The sequence below is a fragment of the Arthrobacter sp. YAF17 genome (assembly GCF_052113365.1).
In the GTDB taxonomy this organism is placed as follows: Bacteria; Actinomycetota; Actinomycetes; order Actinomycetales; family Micrococcaceae; genus Arthrobacter.
Window position 1 is genome coordinate 161,421 of sequence record NZ_JBFRDB010000001.1, and the last position, 14,762, is coordinate 176,182.

Genomic DNA, 14,762 nt, shown 5'->3' on the forward strand with positions numbered 1-14,762 from the left:
AGGTTCCTCCTAGGAAACTTTTGCGATGAGGGCAGTGAGGTCCGCAAGATCCTGCGGGGCGAGGTTCTGCAGCGGGGGCCGGACGCCGCCGGCGGAGCGGCCAATCGCGTCGAGCCCGCCCTTGACGATGGAGACGGAGTAGCCCTTGACCCGGTCCCGGATGTCCAGGTACGGGATGACGAAGTCGTTGAGCTTCTTGTTCACGGCAACCCGGTCGTTGTTGCGGACGTCCTGGTAGAAGTCCAGGGCGAACTGCGGGACGAAGTTGTACATCGCGCTGGAGTAGGTGCTCATGCCCAGCTGCAGGAGCGGGAGGGCGAACGTTTCCGCCGTGGGGAGACCGCCGAGGTAGAACAGGCGGTCGCCGAGCTTGGCGTAGACGCGGGCGTCGTGTTCCAGGTCGCCCACGCCGTCCTTGAACCCGATGAGGTTTTCGTGGCGGTCCGCCAGGGTGGCGACCGTGGTGTCCTTGTAGATCGCGTTGGCACGGTTGTAGATGATGACACCCAGCGAGGTGGCGCTGCAGATGGCGCTGACGTGCTCGATCAGTCCGCCCTGGTCCGCCTCCGTCAGGTAGGGCGGGAGGAGTAGGAGGCCGTCCGCGCCCGCGGCTTCGGCGGCCTGCGCGTTCTCGATGGCCTGGGCGGTGGAGCCGCCCGCCGAGGCCAGCACCGGAACAAGCGCGCCGACCTCGTCGACGGCGGCGCGGACCACGCGCTCGGATTCGGCCGGCGTCAGGGAGAAGCCCTCGCCGGTACCGCCTGCAGCGAACAGTCCCGCAACGGGGAAACTGGCCTGCCAGGCCAGGTGCTTGCGGTAGTTCTCCTCGTCGAACTGCAACTGCGCATCGAACGACGTGACGGGGAAGGAGAGCAGGCCCTCCTTGAGGGCGTTGGCCAGTTCCTGGGGTGTGTATTTTGCCACGATGTTTCCTCCGGATGGGCGCCGTGATCGGCGCAAGTGGGTGTAGTTCCCCTTCAGCGTAGGCTCGGCTGCCATGCCTGTCTAAGTTCATTTTTGTATGTATTGATACCCTGCGTGCATCGCTTGTGCGATTAGTCCATTTGATACTCAAGTTCCGTGAGCAGGCGACCCAGGGCGGGGTTCGTCACCTTGCGGTTCCAGATGGCATGAAGTTCCACGGGTTCCCCCTGGCTTCCGCTCAGCGGCAGGAACTCAACAGCCTGGATCCCCAAGGCCGTGGCGGAGTGCGGCACGAAGGCGACTCCGCGCTTGGCCGCAACCAGCGCAACCATGGTGAGGATCTGGCTGACGGTATGGACGACGTTTCCATGCTGGATGGGAAAAGTACGGACCACGAGGTCGTAGAAGTACCGGGCCTGCTGCGGTGAGTGCATGATGAGCGGCTCGTCTTTGAGTTCGTCGTTGTCGATCTCCCGGCCCAGGCCGGCCAGCCGGTGGCCGGACGGGACGGCGAGCACAAGGGACTCGCGGTACAGCAGGTGGGAATCGAAGATTTCGCCGTCGAAGGGTGGCCTAGCCAATCCCAGATCCAGTTCCCCGGTCTGCAGTGCCTGGACCTGCTCGCCGGACACCAGTTCCTGGAGGTCGATGTCGACGTCGGGCAGTCTGGTGGAGATTTCCTCCAGCAGGGGGCCCAGGATGCTGAGGCCGCTGGCGGCGGTGAACCCGATGCGCAGCAGCCCCGAGCGGCCCGAGGCGATGCGCCGCGCGGTCAAAGGGGCACGTTCGGCGAGCGCCAGCAGGCGCCTGGCCTCGTCGAGGAAGGCCACGCCGGCGTGGGTCAGCTGAACCTTCCGGTTGTCGCGTTCGAGGAGTTCGGCACCGACGCTCCGCTCCAGCTTCTGGATCTGCCGGCTCAGCGGCGGCTGGGTCATGTTCAGGCGTTCCGCCGCGCGGCCGAAGTGAAGCTCCTCAGCCACTGCGATGAATCCGGCCAGCTGGTCAAAGGTAAACATAATGCCTTCCGGGTATCACTCGATGCATATTTGGGCTTAGACATGCATCATAGCGCTCCCTACACTCGATTCAGCGAACCTGAGTGATGCGGTTCACATGCTTTCCGGGGCCCGGCCCCGACCACCAACGAGGAGTTCCAATGATGCACTTCCCTTCGCGCCGTGCCGTCCTCGGTGCGGCATCCGCCGTCGCGCTGCTGGCAATGACTGCCTGCGGCAACGTCGCAGGCGGCAGTACCGACTCCACCAAATACCCCAATGGGCCCGTCAACTTCACCGTTGGCCAGGCGCCGGGTGGCAGCACCGACCTCATTGCCCGGGCGATCTCGGAAGGCGCCACCAAGACCCTCGGGGCGCCGATGCCCGTGGTGAACAAGCCCGGCGCCAACGGTGCGCTGGCCAGCAAGGAAGTGGCGGGCAAGCCGGCCGATGGCCAGAACTTGGTCTTGCTCAACGCCTCCTTGATCACCATCACCCCGCTGGCCGTAACAGCGGACGAGGCCGTAAACATTGACGACTTCGACGTTATCGCCGGGTTGTCGCAGGACGACTACGTGCTCGTGGCCAGCGGGCAATCCGGGTTCAAGTCCATCAAGGATGTGACCGGGGCGGGCCGAAACATCACTTTCGGCACCACCGGCGTGGGGACCGGCAGCCAGCTGGCCCAGAAGGTGCTGTTCAAGCAGGCAAACGTGCAGGGAACGGACGTGCCCTTCGACAGCGGCAAGCCGGCCCTGACGGCCGTCCTGGGAAACCAGGTCGAACTGGCAACGGTGCAGCTCGGGGAGGCGATGCCGCAGATCAAGGCCGGCAAAGTGACCCCGCTGCTGGTCTTCTCCGAGGAGCGCAACTCCTTCCTGCCGGACACGCCCACCGCCAAGGAATCGGGCTACGACGTTCCCGTGGCCCAGTACCGCGCGGTCGCTGCACCGAAGGGCACTCCGCAGAACGTCAAGGACAAGCTGCTCGCCGCGTTGCAGGAGACGTTCAAGTCCGATGCCTACAAGTCGTTCAATGAGCAGAATCTCCTGACCCCGAAGGAGATCTCCGGCGAGGAAGTCGTCACGCAGTGGAAGGACTACGCTGCGAAGTACAAGTCCCTGGTGGAGAAGTACAGCATCAGCCTCAACGGAACCAAGTGATTCCAGTGACATCAACCCACCCAGTGTCCGCCGGAGGGGGCAGCCAATCAGCTGCTTCCTCCGGCGGGGACGCCCCGGTACTCTCCGTTGACCCTTCGGAGGATTTCACGCCCGAGCAACTCGCCGCCCAATGGGAAGACGAGAAACCGCCTGCCGCCGGCCCCCTCGCCAACGCGGCTTCCTCGCTGGTGGTCCTTGGCGTCGGCATCGGCGCGCTCGTGCTGTCGGTGGTGATGGGTCTGGGCACTCCGGCAGCACCGCAGCCCGGGCTGTGGCCCTTCATGATCAGCTGCGTCATGGTGGTCCTCGGACTCTTCCAGCTCGTCGTCGGGCGCCACAACCGGGATGCGGAGAAATTCACCCGCCTGTCCATGGCCCCCGTAACCGGTCTCGTCACCCTCGCCGCCATGGTCGCGCTGATGCCGGTCATCGGCTTCGAGCTGCCCGCCCTCGTCCTGTGCGTCATCTGGATGCGGTTCCTCGGCGGTGAAACCTGGCGCTCGACGCTGCTGGTCAGCACCCTCGTGGTGGCGGCGTTCTACGGCATCTTCGTGCTGGCGCTCAACACCTCCATTCCCCACCTCTTCTAGGAGAACCCCCGTGGATTTTCTGAATCCCGTGATCAACGGATTCGCCGTTGTCCTGGAGCCGACCAACCTCCTGTACTGCCTGATCGGCGTCGTCATCGGCATGTTGATCGGTGTGCTGCCCGGACTGGGGCCCGCGGCAACCATCGCCATCCTGCTCCCACTTACCTACAACGTGGAACCCGTCACCGCCATCATCATGCTGGCCGGCATCTTCTACGGGGCACAGTACGGCGGCACCATCACGTCCGTGCTGCTGAAACTGCCCGGCGAGGCATCGTCGGTGGTCACCGTCTTTGACGGCTACCAAATGGCCAAACAAGGCAAGGCCGGCACCGCGCTCGGCCTGGCCTCCATCGGATCGTTCATCGGCGGAACCGCTTCCATCATCGGCCTCACCTTCCTTGCGCCGGTCGTGGCCAGCTTCGCACTCGACTTCGGCCCGGCCGAATACTCGGCCCTGGCGCTGCTCGGGATCCTCCTCGTGGCAACCATTAGCAGCGGGTCCAAGACCAAGGCTTTGATCGCCGCGGCGCTCGGCCTGTTGCTCGCCACGGTGGGCCGCGACATTTTCACCGGGGAGAGCCGCTTCACCTTCGGCAGCCTGGAGCTGGCCGACGGGATCGACTTCGTGCCGATCGCCATGGGCGTCTTCGGCCTCGGCGAAATCCTGTACAACCTCGAGGAACGCCACCGCGCCGCTAAGGCGCCGTCCAAGGTGACCAACGTCTGGCCCTCCCGCACGGACCTGAAACAGGCCTCCGGTTCGATCGGCCGGGGCTCGGTCCTTGGCTTCTTCCTCGGAATCCTCCCCGGCGGCGGGGCGACGATCGCCTCGATGGCTTCCTACGCCATGGAGAAGAAGCGGGCCAAGCAGCCGGAGCGGTTCGGCAAGGGTGCGCCCGAGGGCGTCGCCGGGCCGGAAACGGCCAACAACGCTGCGGCGACGTCGTCGTTCATCCCGCTGCTCACGCTCGGGATCCCGGCAAACGCCACCATGGCGCTCATGTTCGGTGCACTCCTGATCCAGGGCGTGACACCGGGCCCACAGCTCGTCGAAGAGCACCCGGACCTGTTCTGGGGCGTGGTGAACTCCATGTACATCGGCAACATCCTGCTGCTGATCATGAGCCTGCCGCTCGTCGGGCTCTTCGTGAAGATCCTCCGCGTCCGCGCTGCGATCCTGGCACCCGTCACCGCCCTGATCACCCTGCTCGGTGCGTACACCATCAATAACAGCATGTTCGACGTCACCCTGGTCGTGGTCTTCGGCATCGTCGGCTACCTGATGAAGAAATTCGGGTTCGAACCGGGACCACTGGTCCTGGCCTTCGTCCTCGGCTCCCTGCTGGAAAGCTCCCTGCGCCGTTCGCTGCTGGTCTTCGGCGGGGACCCGACAGGGTTCTTCAGCCGCCCGATCTCGGCAACGCTTCTCATCGCTTTCGTTCTGGTGGCCGTCCTTCCGGGCATCCGCACGATCCTGGCCAAGCGCAAGCACTCCATCTCCGGAGCGCCCGCACCTGAAAACATCAAGGAGAAGGTATGAGCATCATTGTCGGTTTCGTCCCCACGCCGGCGGGGGAGGCTGCCCTGACCGCGGGCATAGCGGAGGCGCAGCTCCGGAACGAGGACCTGGTGATCGTCAACTCCGCTCGTGAAGGTGCCCTGGTGGACAAGTCGGTGGCGCCGCAAGACACTCTCGAAGCGGCCGCCCGCCGTGCCGCGAACGCCGGCGTCACAGCCACCATCAAGCAACCTCCCTACCACAATGATTTGGCGGACGAATTCCTCGATTTTGCCCGCGAAGTCAACGCCTCCCTGATCGTGATCGGCCTGCGCCACCGCTCGCAGGTGGGCAAGTTCATTCTCGGAAGCCACGCGCAGCGCATCCTGATGCAGGCGGACAGGCCCGTGCTCGCTGTGAAGCCGGACGGAGCACACTTCTAACAGGCACGGGCAGGCGGGCGTCGGGGCAGCCGGGCGGAGGCAAAGCCTCCGCCCCGCTTGCCCCGGCCCCGCTTAGTCCAGCAGCCCGCCGAGTCCTTGAATGACCTTGGATGTCAGCGAGGCTGTCGCTCGCAGTGCCCCCAGCAACTCGTTTTCACGGCCGGGGTCCAGGCGGTCCAGGGGAACTGAAATGCTCATCGCATCAGTCACGGGCCGGCCCGACTCGATGCCGATGCCGAAGCAGCGCAGGCCCGGCGTGTTTTCTTCATCGTCAATGGAAAAACCCCGCCTTCGGCTGGCCTCAAGATCGGCGTGGAGCGCCTGAAGGCTGACGATCGTCGTCGGAGTCAGGGGAGTCAACACGGCAGGCACGTGGCCGCCCAGGTCCTCGGGCCGGCAGTGCATCAGCACCGCTTTGCCCAGGGACGTCGCGTACGCAGGCAGGCGTCGGTCGACGCGGCTGTATTTCCTGTCGTGGGTCGTGGATTCGTGCGTGGCGAGGTACACGATGTCTGCCCCGTCCAGTCGGCCGTAATGGACCGTTTCTCCGATCCGTCTGCTGAGTTCCTCGACATGGGGTTGGACGACCCGCAGGAGGGGATCGGTGTCCAGATATGTAGTCCCTGCCAACAGGGCGCGGATGCCGATGCTGTACTGCGACCGGGTGGCGTCAGTACGAACCCACCCCATGTCCGTAAGGGTTCGCAACAGGGCGTACATGCTGCTGCGCGGGGCGTTCAGTGCCTCACAGAGTTCCCGGATGGTGACCGGTGCGTTGCCGCGGGAAGCCAGGGCCTCCAGCACATCCAGCGTGCGGGCCGCTGACTTCACTTCCCGGACCCCGCCGCCCTGGGCAAGTGGAATGACAAGGTCCGGGTCCACGCGCAACGCCTCCGATGTCGAAGTGTCCAATTCGTCCTAGTATGCACTGCCCGCTGCCACGGCAGCGGGCAGTGCATACCGCAGTCTGTCAACCGGCGGCGCGGATCAGGAGCGGGCCCCGACCTCGGGTTTGACGGCCGTCACGGGACAGCCGGCTTCGAGGATGACCCTCTGTGCCGTGCTCCCCAGGAACAATTTTCCCAAGGGTGAACGACGTCGGACGCCGATGACCACCAGGTCGACCTCGTCCTCGAAAGAGGCGTCGATCAGGACGTCGGCAGGGTCGTCCTCACTTCCCGTGGTCCGCACGCGCGCTGAGACACCCTCGCCTGAGGCGAGGGCCAGGGCTGCGGACACCTCAGCGGGGTACGTCTCGCTCTCATGGGCAGCCGCCGGCCACAGGATCTCCAGGGTGGTCTGCCGGCGTGCCGCCTCCGCGATTGCCTCCTCCAGCGCCGCTTGGCCCTCTTTCGTCGAAACATAGCCGACCGCAATGCTCATTGTCCGGTCCCCTTCCAAAGTTCGGATGTCGTGCTCGCGAATAGGTCAATGGCGGCTGCTTTTAAGGGTGCCGCGTGCTGCGGGGCGCTCAGCATACAGGTGTCACCAGCGTGCCGGACTCGGCAAACTGCAGCAGGTTCGCCAGCGTCAGCTCGGCCATTGCGGCGCGGGTCTCGTGCGTTCCGCTGCCCAAGTGGGGGAGGAGAACAACGTTGTCCAGGCCCAACAAGTCCTGCGGTACCTTGGGTTCGTCCGTGAAGACGTCCAGGCCCGCGCCCGCCAACCGTCCGGTCAGAAGGGCAGCTACCAGAGCGTCCTGGTCCACTACGGACCCCCGGGCGACGTTGATGAGATAGCCGGACGGCCCGAGTGCTTCGATGACCTCCGGTCCCACAAGCTTGACCGACTCGGGACCGCCGGCAGCCGCAATGATCAGGACATCCGAATGGAGTGCCAGATCTGCCGGYGAGGCGCGGTATTCATAGGGGCTCCCCGGCACCGGCCGCCTGTTGTGATAGCTGATCGTGCAGTCAAAGCCCTCCAGCCGGCGGGCGATGACCGTGCCGATCCGGCCCAGTCCGAGGATGCCGACCCGTTTTCCGCTGGCCTTTGTGGCCAGCGGGAAGTTTCCGGCTGCCGCCCACTGCCCCCGGCGCACGTAACGGTCTGCGGCGCTGGTGCGCCGCAGCACGTCTAGGTACAAAGCCAGGGCAGTGTCGGCTACRCAGTCGTTGAGAACCTCCGGAGTGTTGCTCACGGCGATGCCGCGTTCCCGCGCCTGGTTGACGTCGGTGGCGTCATACCCCACGCCGAAGTTCACAACAGCCCGCAGTGCGGGCAGCGCCCGCATAAGTTCCGTGCCAACGCCGACTTTTCCAGAGGTAACCGCGACGTCGAAGTCACCACCGCGGCGCCGGAGAAAGGCTGTCTGCTCCGCCGGGTCGTCCGGGAGCCGGACTGCGCCGTAATCGACGACGACCGCGTCCTGTACAGAGGGCATCAGGGGTCCTACCTGGAGGACGGCTACGTTGTTCATACCTGCACCATAGGTTTCCCTATCAATACGCGTCCAACTTCGAAGTTGTATCGATCAATGCCCTCGAAGCATTGATCCGCCTTTTGGGCCGGAATGACGCGGATCACACCCGCCGGTGGCGCCGCTCACACCGTCAGGGTTGGGCATTTCCCGGTTGCGGGTGGATCCGGCCGGGTTCACATCCCTTGTTCCCTTCCGGTCGGCCCATTACTTTGAGTTCAGCCACAGACCCGAGCTCCATACGTAGACGCGTATCGAATGTCCTGAGGCCCATCCGCCCCGAACCCCGAGGAATCCAATGATGTCTTCTTCAATGCCCCAGTCCCGGACGGCGGCCCTGAAATGGCCGGCCGTCGCCACCGGCGCTTTGCTGCTGCTGAGTGGTTGCTCTGTTGCCAACTCTGACTCCGGCTCTTCTGCGGCCGGCGGAAACCTCCGGGTGGTCCTGGCCCAGGAGCCGCCCACCTTGGAAGCCTGCGAATCCAACCTCACCTCCACAGGCGTCGTGGTGCGCTCGAATGTCACCGAGCCGCTCATCGAGCGGAATCCCACAACGGGCGAACTGGAACCGCTGCTGGCCACGGAATGGAAAGCGACCTCCGATACGGAGTGGACGATCAAGCTCCGCGAAGGCGTGAAATTCCAGGACGGAACTCCCTTCAACGCGGAAGCGGCGGCCTTCACGATCGACCGGGCCGTCAACTCGAAGCTCGGCTGCAACGTCGAAGGCTACGTTTTTGGTGATGCCGACCTGAAGGTCCAGGCAGTCGACGCAACGACGCTGACGGTGACCACCGCCGAACCTGACCCGATTCTGCCCCTGCGCCTTTCGTTCCTGGAAGTCATCCCGACCACCACGAGCACCACCGCGAAAGTCCGGGAACCCATTGGTACCGGCCCCTACAAGATCGAGAAGTGGGACGCCGGCCAGAAGATCACGCTGAGCAGTTGGGACGGCTACTGGGGCAAGAAGCCCGCCTACGCCAAAGCCGAATACCAGTGGCGTTCCGAGAGCTCGGTGCGCGCCGCGATGATCACCAGCGGCGAAGCCGACCTGGCGATGGGCTTGGGCCCCGATGACAGTATCGGGGACCTGGCAGTCGACTACCCGAACAATGAAACTGTCGCCCTCCGGCTCGACGGCACCAAAGCGCCGCTGAACGATATCCGTGTCCGTCAGGCCGTGAACTTTGCCATCGACAAGGAGGGAATCGTGAACTCCCTCTACCAGGGCAAGCACAAGGTCGCGGCCCAGTTGGTTCCGGAAGGCATCGTTGGGCACGATTCTGCACTCAAGGCCTGGCCCTTCGACCTCGACAAGGCCAAGTCCCTGGTTGCGGAGGCCAAGGCTGCCGGCGTCGACACCGGCGCGCAGGTCTCCCTCATCGTGCGCAACGCGCAGTTCCCGAAGATCACCGAACTGGCCCAGGTCCTGCAGGAGCAGCTGAGCCAGGCAGGCCTGAACGTGAAGCTGAAAATGCTTGAAACCAGCCAGCAGCTGACCTACCAGACCCGCCCGTTCGCCAACGACGAAGGCGCGCCCGCCGTCATGGTGCAGCACGGCAACCAGGCAGGGGACGCAGCCTTCACCGTTGACCAGTACATGCTCTCCAACGGCGCGCAAAGCTACTTCGGCACTCCCGAGTTCGACGCCATGATCAAGAAGGCGGACGCGGCGTCGGGCGACGAGCGCAAGAAGGACTTCGAACAGATCTTTGGCTACCAGAACGACAAGGTGGTGCAGTTCGCCCACATCTCGCACCAGACCGGCATCATCGGCAAGGCCAAGTCCGTGAACTACACGCCCAACTCTTCCAGCGGCGATGAGCTCCGGGTCGCGGAAATGACCCCGGCAAAGTAGCCCGGCACGCCAGGAAAGAAGGACAGCCATGCTGATCTACTTGAGAAAGAGGATAGTCTCCAGTGCGCTGCCGCTGGTGGTGGTTATCGTCGGTGTCTTCGCACTCGCCAGAATGACCGGCAACCCGGCCGCCCTGTATCTGCCGCTCAATGCAACACAGCAGATGAGGGACGACTTCACGGCGCGCAACGGCCTTGACCAGCCCCTGTTGGTGCAGATGGCGGACTACTTCGGCGGTGTGCTCCAGCTGGACTTCGGCCAGTCCCTGAGGACCGGCCAGGACGCTGCCGCCATGGCGCTGCGTGCATTCCCGGCCACCCTGCAGCTGGCGGCCACCACCATGGTGCTGGCTGTTCTGCTGGCGCTGGTGGTGGGTTGCTGGGCAGCCCTGAAGCCGAACGGCCTGGCCGACCGCATCTCAAGTTTTGTCTCCATGGCTGCCGCCTCGATACCCGACTTCTGGCTCGCCATCGTGGGTATCTGGATCTTCGCCATCACCCTGGGCTGGCTCCCGACATCCGGCGTGTCGGGGGCCGGCGCCTGGGTCCTGCCCATCGCGACGCTGCTGCTCAGGCCATTCGGTGTGCTGGTCCAGATTGTCCGGGGATCCATGGTCTCGGCACTGTCGGAGCCGTACATCAAGCTGGCACGCAGCCGTGGTGCCGGCGAGCTGAGGGTGGTCACGCATCACGCGCTGCGCAACGCGGCGGCACCGGCATTGACGGTGGCGGGCGACCTGGCCGTCGGCCTGGTCAACGGAGCGGTGGTGGTCGAAACCATCTTCGGTTGGCCCGGCATCGGGAAGCTCATGATCGATTCCATCCTGCAACGCGACTTCGCGGTGCTGCAGGCGGCAGTGCTGCTGACCGCTGTGGCGATCTTTGCGTTGAACATCCTGATTGACATGGGCTACGCGCTGCTGGATGCACGCGTCCGTCCAGTGACGGCTAAGGCCTAGGAGTAGCCATGAACAGTTCATTGACTGAGCCCGCGGCATCTGATCAGCTGCCGGCGGCGGATTCACCGCAGGACGGAAAACAGGACGGAAAGCAGGACAGAAGCCTCAGCCTGTTCCGGCTGCTGTTGAAGGACCGGTTTGCCACAGTGTCAGCGCTGGTCCTGGTCGTCGTTGGCCTGACCGCCCTCATCGGCCCTGCGCTGATGGGTGACCTGGCGACCAAGCAGAACCTCCTCTTCGCCAACAAGGCACCTTTTTCCCTGGCCCACGGCTGGGAGTATTTCCTGGGCAGCGATTCGCTGGGCCGAAGCATGCTGGCGCGGCTCGTCGTGGCCAGCCGCACCACACTCTCCGTAGCACTGCCCGCGGTGGCCGTGGCGCTGGTGATCGGCTCCCTGTGGGGCGTCTGGGCCGGCTATCACCGCGGCAGGCGTGAAAACATCTCGATGCGGATAGCCGACGTCATCATGAGCTTCCCGTCGCTGCTGCTGGCCGTCGTGGTGCTTTACGTGTTCAGCCCCAGCGCCGGAAACATCGTGCTGATCCTGGCACTGACCCGCATTCCCATCTACCTGCGCACGGCACGGGCCGAATCGGCCGAACTGCAGAGCAGGACGTTTGTCGACGCCGCGCGGACGTTTGGGGCCAGGCCGAACGCCATCATCGGACGCCACGTCATCCCGGTCGTGCTGCCGACGCTCCTCACGCTGGCCACGCTCGAATTCTGCTACGTGATGCTGGCCGAGTCGTCCCTGAGCTTCCTCGGCATCGGGATCCAGCCGCCGGACGTCAGCTGGGGCCTCATGGTGTCCCAGGGCAGGCAGTACCTGCAGACCGCATGGTGGCTTTCGATCTTTCCCGGCGTCGCGATTGTGATCACCACCATCGCCGCCAACATCCTGGCAGCGTGGCTGCGGATCGCGACCGACCCGGCCCAGCGCTGGCGCCTGGCCCTTCCCCGCAAGCGCCTGATTGTCCGCATTCCCGTCAAGGAGGCAACGCCGTGAAGACCGCTACCCAAACTGTGCCCGCCGGACAGTCCCGGGCGCACGATGTTGTCCTCAATGTCCGGGACCTCGCGGTGGACATCCGGACGCACCGCGGAACCGTCCGGGCCGTCAACGGCGTCGGATTCGAGGCCCGGGCCGGCGAAACCCTCGCCCTGCTGGGAGAATCCGGCTGCGGAAAGTCCATGACGGCAAAGGCCCTGGCAGGAATCATGGACCCGGTCTGTGACCTGGCAGGCGGAGAGATCGTCCTCAACGGCACAGACCTGGCGGCCCTGACGCCGAAGGAACGGCTCAAGTTCGCCGGCCCCGAGCTGGGGATCGTGTTCCAGGACGCGCTGACCGCCCTCAACCCTGTCTACACCGTGGGAACACAGCTCGGCGAGGCTTTCAGGATCCATCAGGGACTCAGCGCCAAAGAGGCCAAAGTCCAGGCGATCGAGCTGATGAAGCGGGTGGGAATTCCCGAACCCGAGTCCCGGGTCAACTCCTACCCGCACCAGTTCTCCGGTGGCATGCGGCAGCGCATCCTGATCGCTATGGCCGTAGCCCTCAATCCGCGGCTGCTGATTGCGGACGAGCCCACCACGGCCCTGGACGTCACCGTCCAGGCCCAGATCATGCAGCTCCTGCGCAAGCTCCGGGTGGAGGGTCAGATGGCCGTCGTGCTGATCACCCACGACCTGGCCGTTGTTGCGGAGGAAGCGGACACTGTGGCCGTGATGTATGCGGGCAACGTGGTGGAGAGCGGGCCGGTGTCCGAGGTCTTCAGCGACCCGCGGCACCCTTACACCAAGGGGCTGCTCGAATCAGTGCCGGTACACGTCGAACGCGGCGCCCACTTGAGCTCCATCCCCGGAAGCCCCCCTGAACTACATGACATACCGTCCGGCTGCGTCTACCAGTCGCGGTGTCCCCTTGTGCAGGACGTCTGCCGGTCCGAGCGTCCCCGGCTGCTGCCGGTGCATGGCGACACCGCCGGCCCGCTGAACGGCCCCGCCGTCGGCCCGAACGCCGACAACGACACTGACACCGATGCAGCCGCCGCCGACGCCGGGACCCAGCCGCGGAGGCCGGGCCGGGTTGCAGCATGCCACTTCAGCAAGGAGATCAACAATGTCTGAGCCGCTTCTGAAGATCGATGGCTTGTGCAAAACGTTCCACGTCGCCAAGAGTGCCAGCGGCAACACCCGTCTCAAGGCCCTCGACGGCATCAGCCTCACGGTCGGCCGGGGGGAGACACTGGGCCTGGTGGGGGAGTCTGGCTGCGGAAAATCCACCCTGGCACGAACCCTCATGATGCTGGAAACCCCGGATGAGGGGACTGTGACGTTCGAAGGAACGAACCCGTTTGGACTCCGCGGGAAGGAGCTGTTGAGCTGGCGGCGGCGGGTCCAGATGGTCTTCCAAGACCCGTTTGCCTCCTTGAACGCGCGGATGAGTGCCGGGGACATCATTTCGGAGCCTTGGGCCACCCACCGGACCCTCTACCCGTCGTCGCGGGAGCGTGAAGCCCGCGTACGCGAGCTGCTGCACCTTGTGGGCCTGCGGCCATCGGACGCCCGCAAATCCCCGCAGGAGTTTTCCGGCGGCCAGCGGCAACGGATCGGCATCGCCCGCGCGCTGGCCCTCAACCCGGACGTCATCATCCTGGATGAGCCGGTCTCCGCGCTGGATCTTTCCGTCCAGGCGCAGGTCCTCAACCTGCTCAATGACCTCCAGAAGGAACTCGGAGTCTCGTACATCTTCATTTCCCATGACCTGTCCGTCGTGCGGCACGTGGCCGACCGCGTCGCCGTCATGTACCTGGGAAGAATCATCGAGACAGGTAACACCGATGAAGTCTTCGACCATCCGCAGCACCCGTATACGGCGGCGTTGATGTCGGCGTCACCGAAACTCGATGTCACGGGGGCGAAGCGGGACCGCATCGTGCTCAAGGGTGAGCTGCCGTCTCCGCTGGACCCGCCGTCGGGCTGCCGTTTCCGGACCCGGTGCTGGAAAGCCCAGGACGTCTGCGCCGAAGTGGCACCGGAGCCGCAGCTTACGACTGCCCCCGGCGGCGCGCTGCACGTCGCTGAATGCCACTTTCCGCTGGAATCCCTCAGAGGCCTCACAGGCGCGGCAGCCATCGCCGGGTGACAGGCACGGAGTATGCAGTCATCGCCGCGGTGATCTTCCTGGCCGCCTGCCTGCAGGCGTCGACGGGCTTTGGCATGGGCATGCTTGCGGCGCCGGTGGTGGCCATGGTGGATCCTGCACTGTTGCCCGCCACACTCATTCTGCTGGCCCTGCTCGTGACGATCCTCGTGACGATCCGCGAGCGCCACCACCTGGATCTCCGGGGTGCCGGGTGGGCCCTGGTGGGCAGGATCCCCGGAAGTCTCCTGGGGGCCTGGCTCGTGGCCACGCTGTCCAAGGAAGGACTGGCGTGGGCGGTGGTCGTCGTGGTGCTCAGCGGCCTGGTGCTGGCCGTCAGGGGGTGGTCACCCGGGCCGGCCCGACGGAACCTTGTTGCAGCCGGCGCAGCCTCGGGCGTCATGGGCACGGCAACGTCCATCGGGGGACCGCCCATGGCCTTGGTTTGGCAGGGCCATCAGGGACCCCGCTTGCGGGGGACGATGAGCGCGTTCTTTATGGTGGGTTCAGCAATCTCCCTGGCCTCACTGGGAGTGGCCGGCGCCGTGACAGCCGAGATTCTCACGTTCGCGCTGTGGATGGTGCCGGCCGTGGTCGGCGGCTACGTTGCTTCGCGCTTCGTCAACCGCTTCCTGGACTCCGCAAGGCTGAAGATGCTGGCGCTGGGCGCCTCTGCGCTGGGCAGCCTCCTGTTGATCTGCCAGCTGGCCCTGGCTGCCTTGCAGCGCTGACCGTCGCCCGTCTGCCCCCGACGTCTACAGG

General features: G+C 65.1%; 15 protein-coding genes. 10 read left to right on the forward strand and 5 right to left on the reverse strand.

The features are described 5' to 3' along the window. Positions 1 to 9: 9 nt before the first annotated feature. Positions 10 to 924, reverse strand: coding sequence for a 5-dehydro-4-deoxyglucarate dehydratase (kdgD, locus tag AB4Y67_RS00790; protein WP_441403915.1), 915 nt, complete (start codon positions 922 to 924; stop codon positions 10 to 12). 131 nt (positions 925 to 1,055) lie between these two features. Then, positions 1,056 to 1,940: a LysR family transcriptional regulator gene (locus AB4Y67_RS00795; RefSeq protein ID WP_441403916.1), complete on the reverse strand. Its 885-nt coding sequence runs from the start codon at positions 1,938 to 1,940 to the stop codon at positions 1,056 to 1,058. A gap of 140 nt (positions 1,941 to 2,080) precedes the next feature. On the opposite strand from AB4Y67_RS00795, the gene AB4Y67_RS00800 reads away from it, so the two are divergent. The 4 genes from AB4Y67_RS00800 to AB4Y67_RS00815 are packed head-to-tail and all read left to right on the forward strand — an operon-like array spanning position 2,081 to position 5,616. Further along, positions 2,081 to 3,082, forward strand: coding sequence for a Bug family tripartite tricarboxylate transporter substrate binding protein (locus AB4Y67_RS00800; protein ID WP_441403917.1), 1,002 nt, complete (start codon positions 2,081 to 2,083; stop codon positions 3,080 to 3,082). Between the two features lie 5 nt (positions 3,083 to 3,087). After that, positions 3,088 to 3,672: a tripartite tricarboxylate transporter TctB family protein gene (locus AB4Y67_RS00805; protein ID WP_441403918.1), complete on the forward strand. Its 585-nt coding sequence runs from the start codon at positions 3,088 to 3,090 to the stop codon at positions 3,670 to 3,672. Between the two features lie 10 nt (positions 3,673 to 3,682). After that, positions 3,683 to 5,215: a tripartite tricarboxylate transporter permease gene (locus AB4Y67_RS00810; protein ID WP_441403919.1), complete on the forward strand. Its 1,533-nt coding sequence runs from the start codon at positions 3,683 to 3,685 to the stop codon at positions 5,213 to 5,215. Next, positions 5,212 to 5,616 carry a universal stress protein gene (locus AB4Y67_RS00815; RefSeq protein ID WP_441403920.1) on the forward strand — a complete coding sequence of 135 codons (405 nt, stop codon included), beginning with the start codon at positions 5,212 to 5,214 and terminating at the stop codon, positions 5,614 to 5,616. Before AB4Y67_RS00810 ends, AB4Y67_RS00815 begins: the two co-directional genes overlap by 4 nt. 72 nt (positions 5,617 to 5,688) lie before the next feature. Here AB4Y67_RS00815 and AB4Y67_RS00820 read toward each other — a convergent pair whose 3' ends face one another. The 3 genes from AB4Y67_RS00820 to AB4Y67_RS00830 form a co-directional block, all read right to left on the reverse strand. After that, the gene (locus AB4Y67_RS00820) at positions 5,689 to 6,528 is read right to left on the reverse strand and encodes an IclR family transcriptional regulator (RefSeq protein WP_441403921.1); all 840 of its coding nucleotides are present in this window, start codon (positions 6,526 to 6,528) and stop codon (positions 5,689 to 5,691) included. Between the two features lie 75 nt (positions 6,529 to 6,603). Continuing rightward, positions 6,604 to 6,999 (reverse strand): universal stress protein, encoded by a 396-nt coding sequence (locus tag AB4Y67_RS00825; protein WP_441403922.1) that lies wholly within the window; start codon positions 6,997 to 6,999, stop codon positions 6,604 to 6,606. Positions 7,000 to 7,087: 88 nt separating this feature from the next. Beyond that, the gene (locus tag AB4Y67_RS00830) at positions 7,088 to 8,035 is read right to left on the reverse strand and encodes a 2-hydroxyacid dehydrogenase (RefSeq protein WP_441403923.1); all 948 of its coding nucleotides are present in this window, start codon (positions 8,033 to 8,035) and stop codon (positions 7,088 to 7,090) included. 298 nt (positions 8,036 to 8,333) lie between these two features. Between AB4Y67_RS00830 and AB4Y67_RS00835 the strand changes: the two genes are divergently transcribed. Genes AB4Y67_RS00835 through AB4Y67_RS00860 form a run of 6 tightly spaced genes read left to right on the forward strand, consistent with a single transcriptional unit; the run spans position 8,334 to position 14,731 of the window. Next, entirely contained in the window at positions 8,334 to 9,896 is a 1,563-nt protein-coding gene (locus tag AB4Y67_RS00835; protein ID WP_441403924.1) for an ABC transporter substrate-binding protein, read from the forward strand. Positions 9,897 to 9,924: 28 nt separating this feature from the next. Further along, complete coding sequence (locus AB4Y67_RS00840; protein ID WP_441403925.1) at positions 9,925 to 10,854, forward strand: ABC transporter permease; 930 nt, start codon at positions 9,925 to 9,927, stop codon at positions 10,852 to 10,854. 8 nt (positions 10,855 to 10,862) lie between these two features. Further along, on the forward strand, positions 10,863 to 11,861 hold the full coding sequence (locus AB4Y67_RS00845; RefSeq protein ID WP_441403926.1) for an ABC transporter permease: 999 nt from the start codon (positions 10,863 to 10,865) through the stop codon (positions 11,859 to 11,861). Then, positions 11,858 to 12,985, forward strand: a complete 1,128-nt coding sequence (locus AB4Y67_RS00850) for an ABC transporter ATP-binding protein (protein ID WP_441403927.1) — start codon at positions 11,858 to 11,860, stop codon at positions 12,983 to 12,985. Before AB4Y67_RS00845 ends, AB4Y67_RS00850 begins: the two co-directional genes overlap by 4 nt. After that, on the forward strand, positions 12,978 to 14,003 hold the full coding sequence (locus AB4Y67_RS00855; protein ID WP_441403928.1) for an ABC transporter ATP-binding protein: 1,026 nt from the start codon (positions 12,978 to 12,980) through the stop codon (positions 14,001 to 14,003). The genes AB4Y67_RS00850 and AB4Y67_RS00855 overlap by 8 nt, the downstream gene beginning before the upstream one ends. Beyond that, complete coding sequence (locus AB4Y67_RS00860; RefSeq protein ID WP_441403929.1) at positions 14,000 to 14,731, forward strand: sulfite exporter TauE/SafE family protein; 732 nt, start codon at positions 14,000 to 14,002, stop codon at positions 14,729 to 14,731. The genes AB4Y67_RS00855 and AB4Y67_RS00860 overlap by 4 nt, the downstream gene beginning before the upstream one ends. The last annotated feature ends 31 nt before the right edge of the window (positions 14,732 to 14,762 follow it).

Bases quoted from the DNA above. Each gene is read 5' to 3' on its own strand.
- AB4Y67_RS00795 (WP_441403916.1), bottom strand. From the start codon at position 1,940: ATGTTTACCTTTGACCAGCTGGCCGGATTCATCGCAGTGGCTGAGGAG.
- AB4Y67_RS00800 (WP_441403917.1), top strand. From the start codon at position 2,081: ATGATGCACTTCCCTTCGCGCCGTGCCGTCCTCGGTGCGGCATCCGCC.
- AB4Y67_RS00815 (WP_441403920.1), top strand. From the start codon at position 5,212: ATGAGCATCATTGTCGGTTTCGTCCCCACGCCGGCGGGGGAGGCTGCC.
- AB4Y67_RS00825 (WP_441403922.1), bottom strand. From the start codon at position 6,999: ATGAGCATTGCGGTCGGCTATGTTTCGACGAAAGAGGGCCAAGCGGCG.
- AB4Y67_RS00835 (WP_441403924.1), top strand. From the start codon at position 8,334: ATGATGTCTTCTTCAATGCCCCAGTCCCGGACGGCGGCCCTGAAATGG.
- AB4Y67_RS00840 (WP_441403925.1), top strand. From the start codon at position 9,925: ATGCTGATCTACTTGAGAAAGAGGATAGTCTCCAGTGCGCTGCCGCTG.
- AB4Y67_RS00845 (WP_441403926.1), top strand. From the start codon at position 10,863: ATGAACAGTTCATTGACTGAGCCCGCGGCATCTGATCAGCTGCCGGCG.
- AB4Y67_RS00855 (WP_441403928.1), top strand. From the start codon at position 12,978: ATGTCTGAGCCGCTTCTGAAGATCGATGGCTTGTGCAAAACGTTCCAC.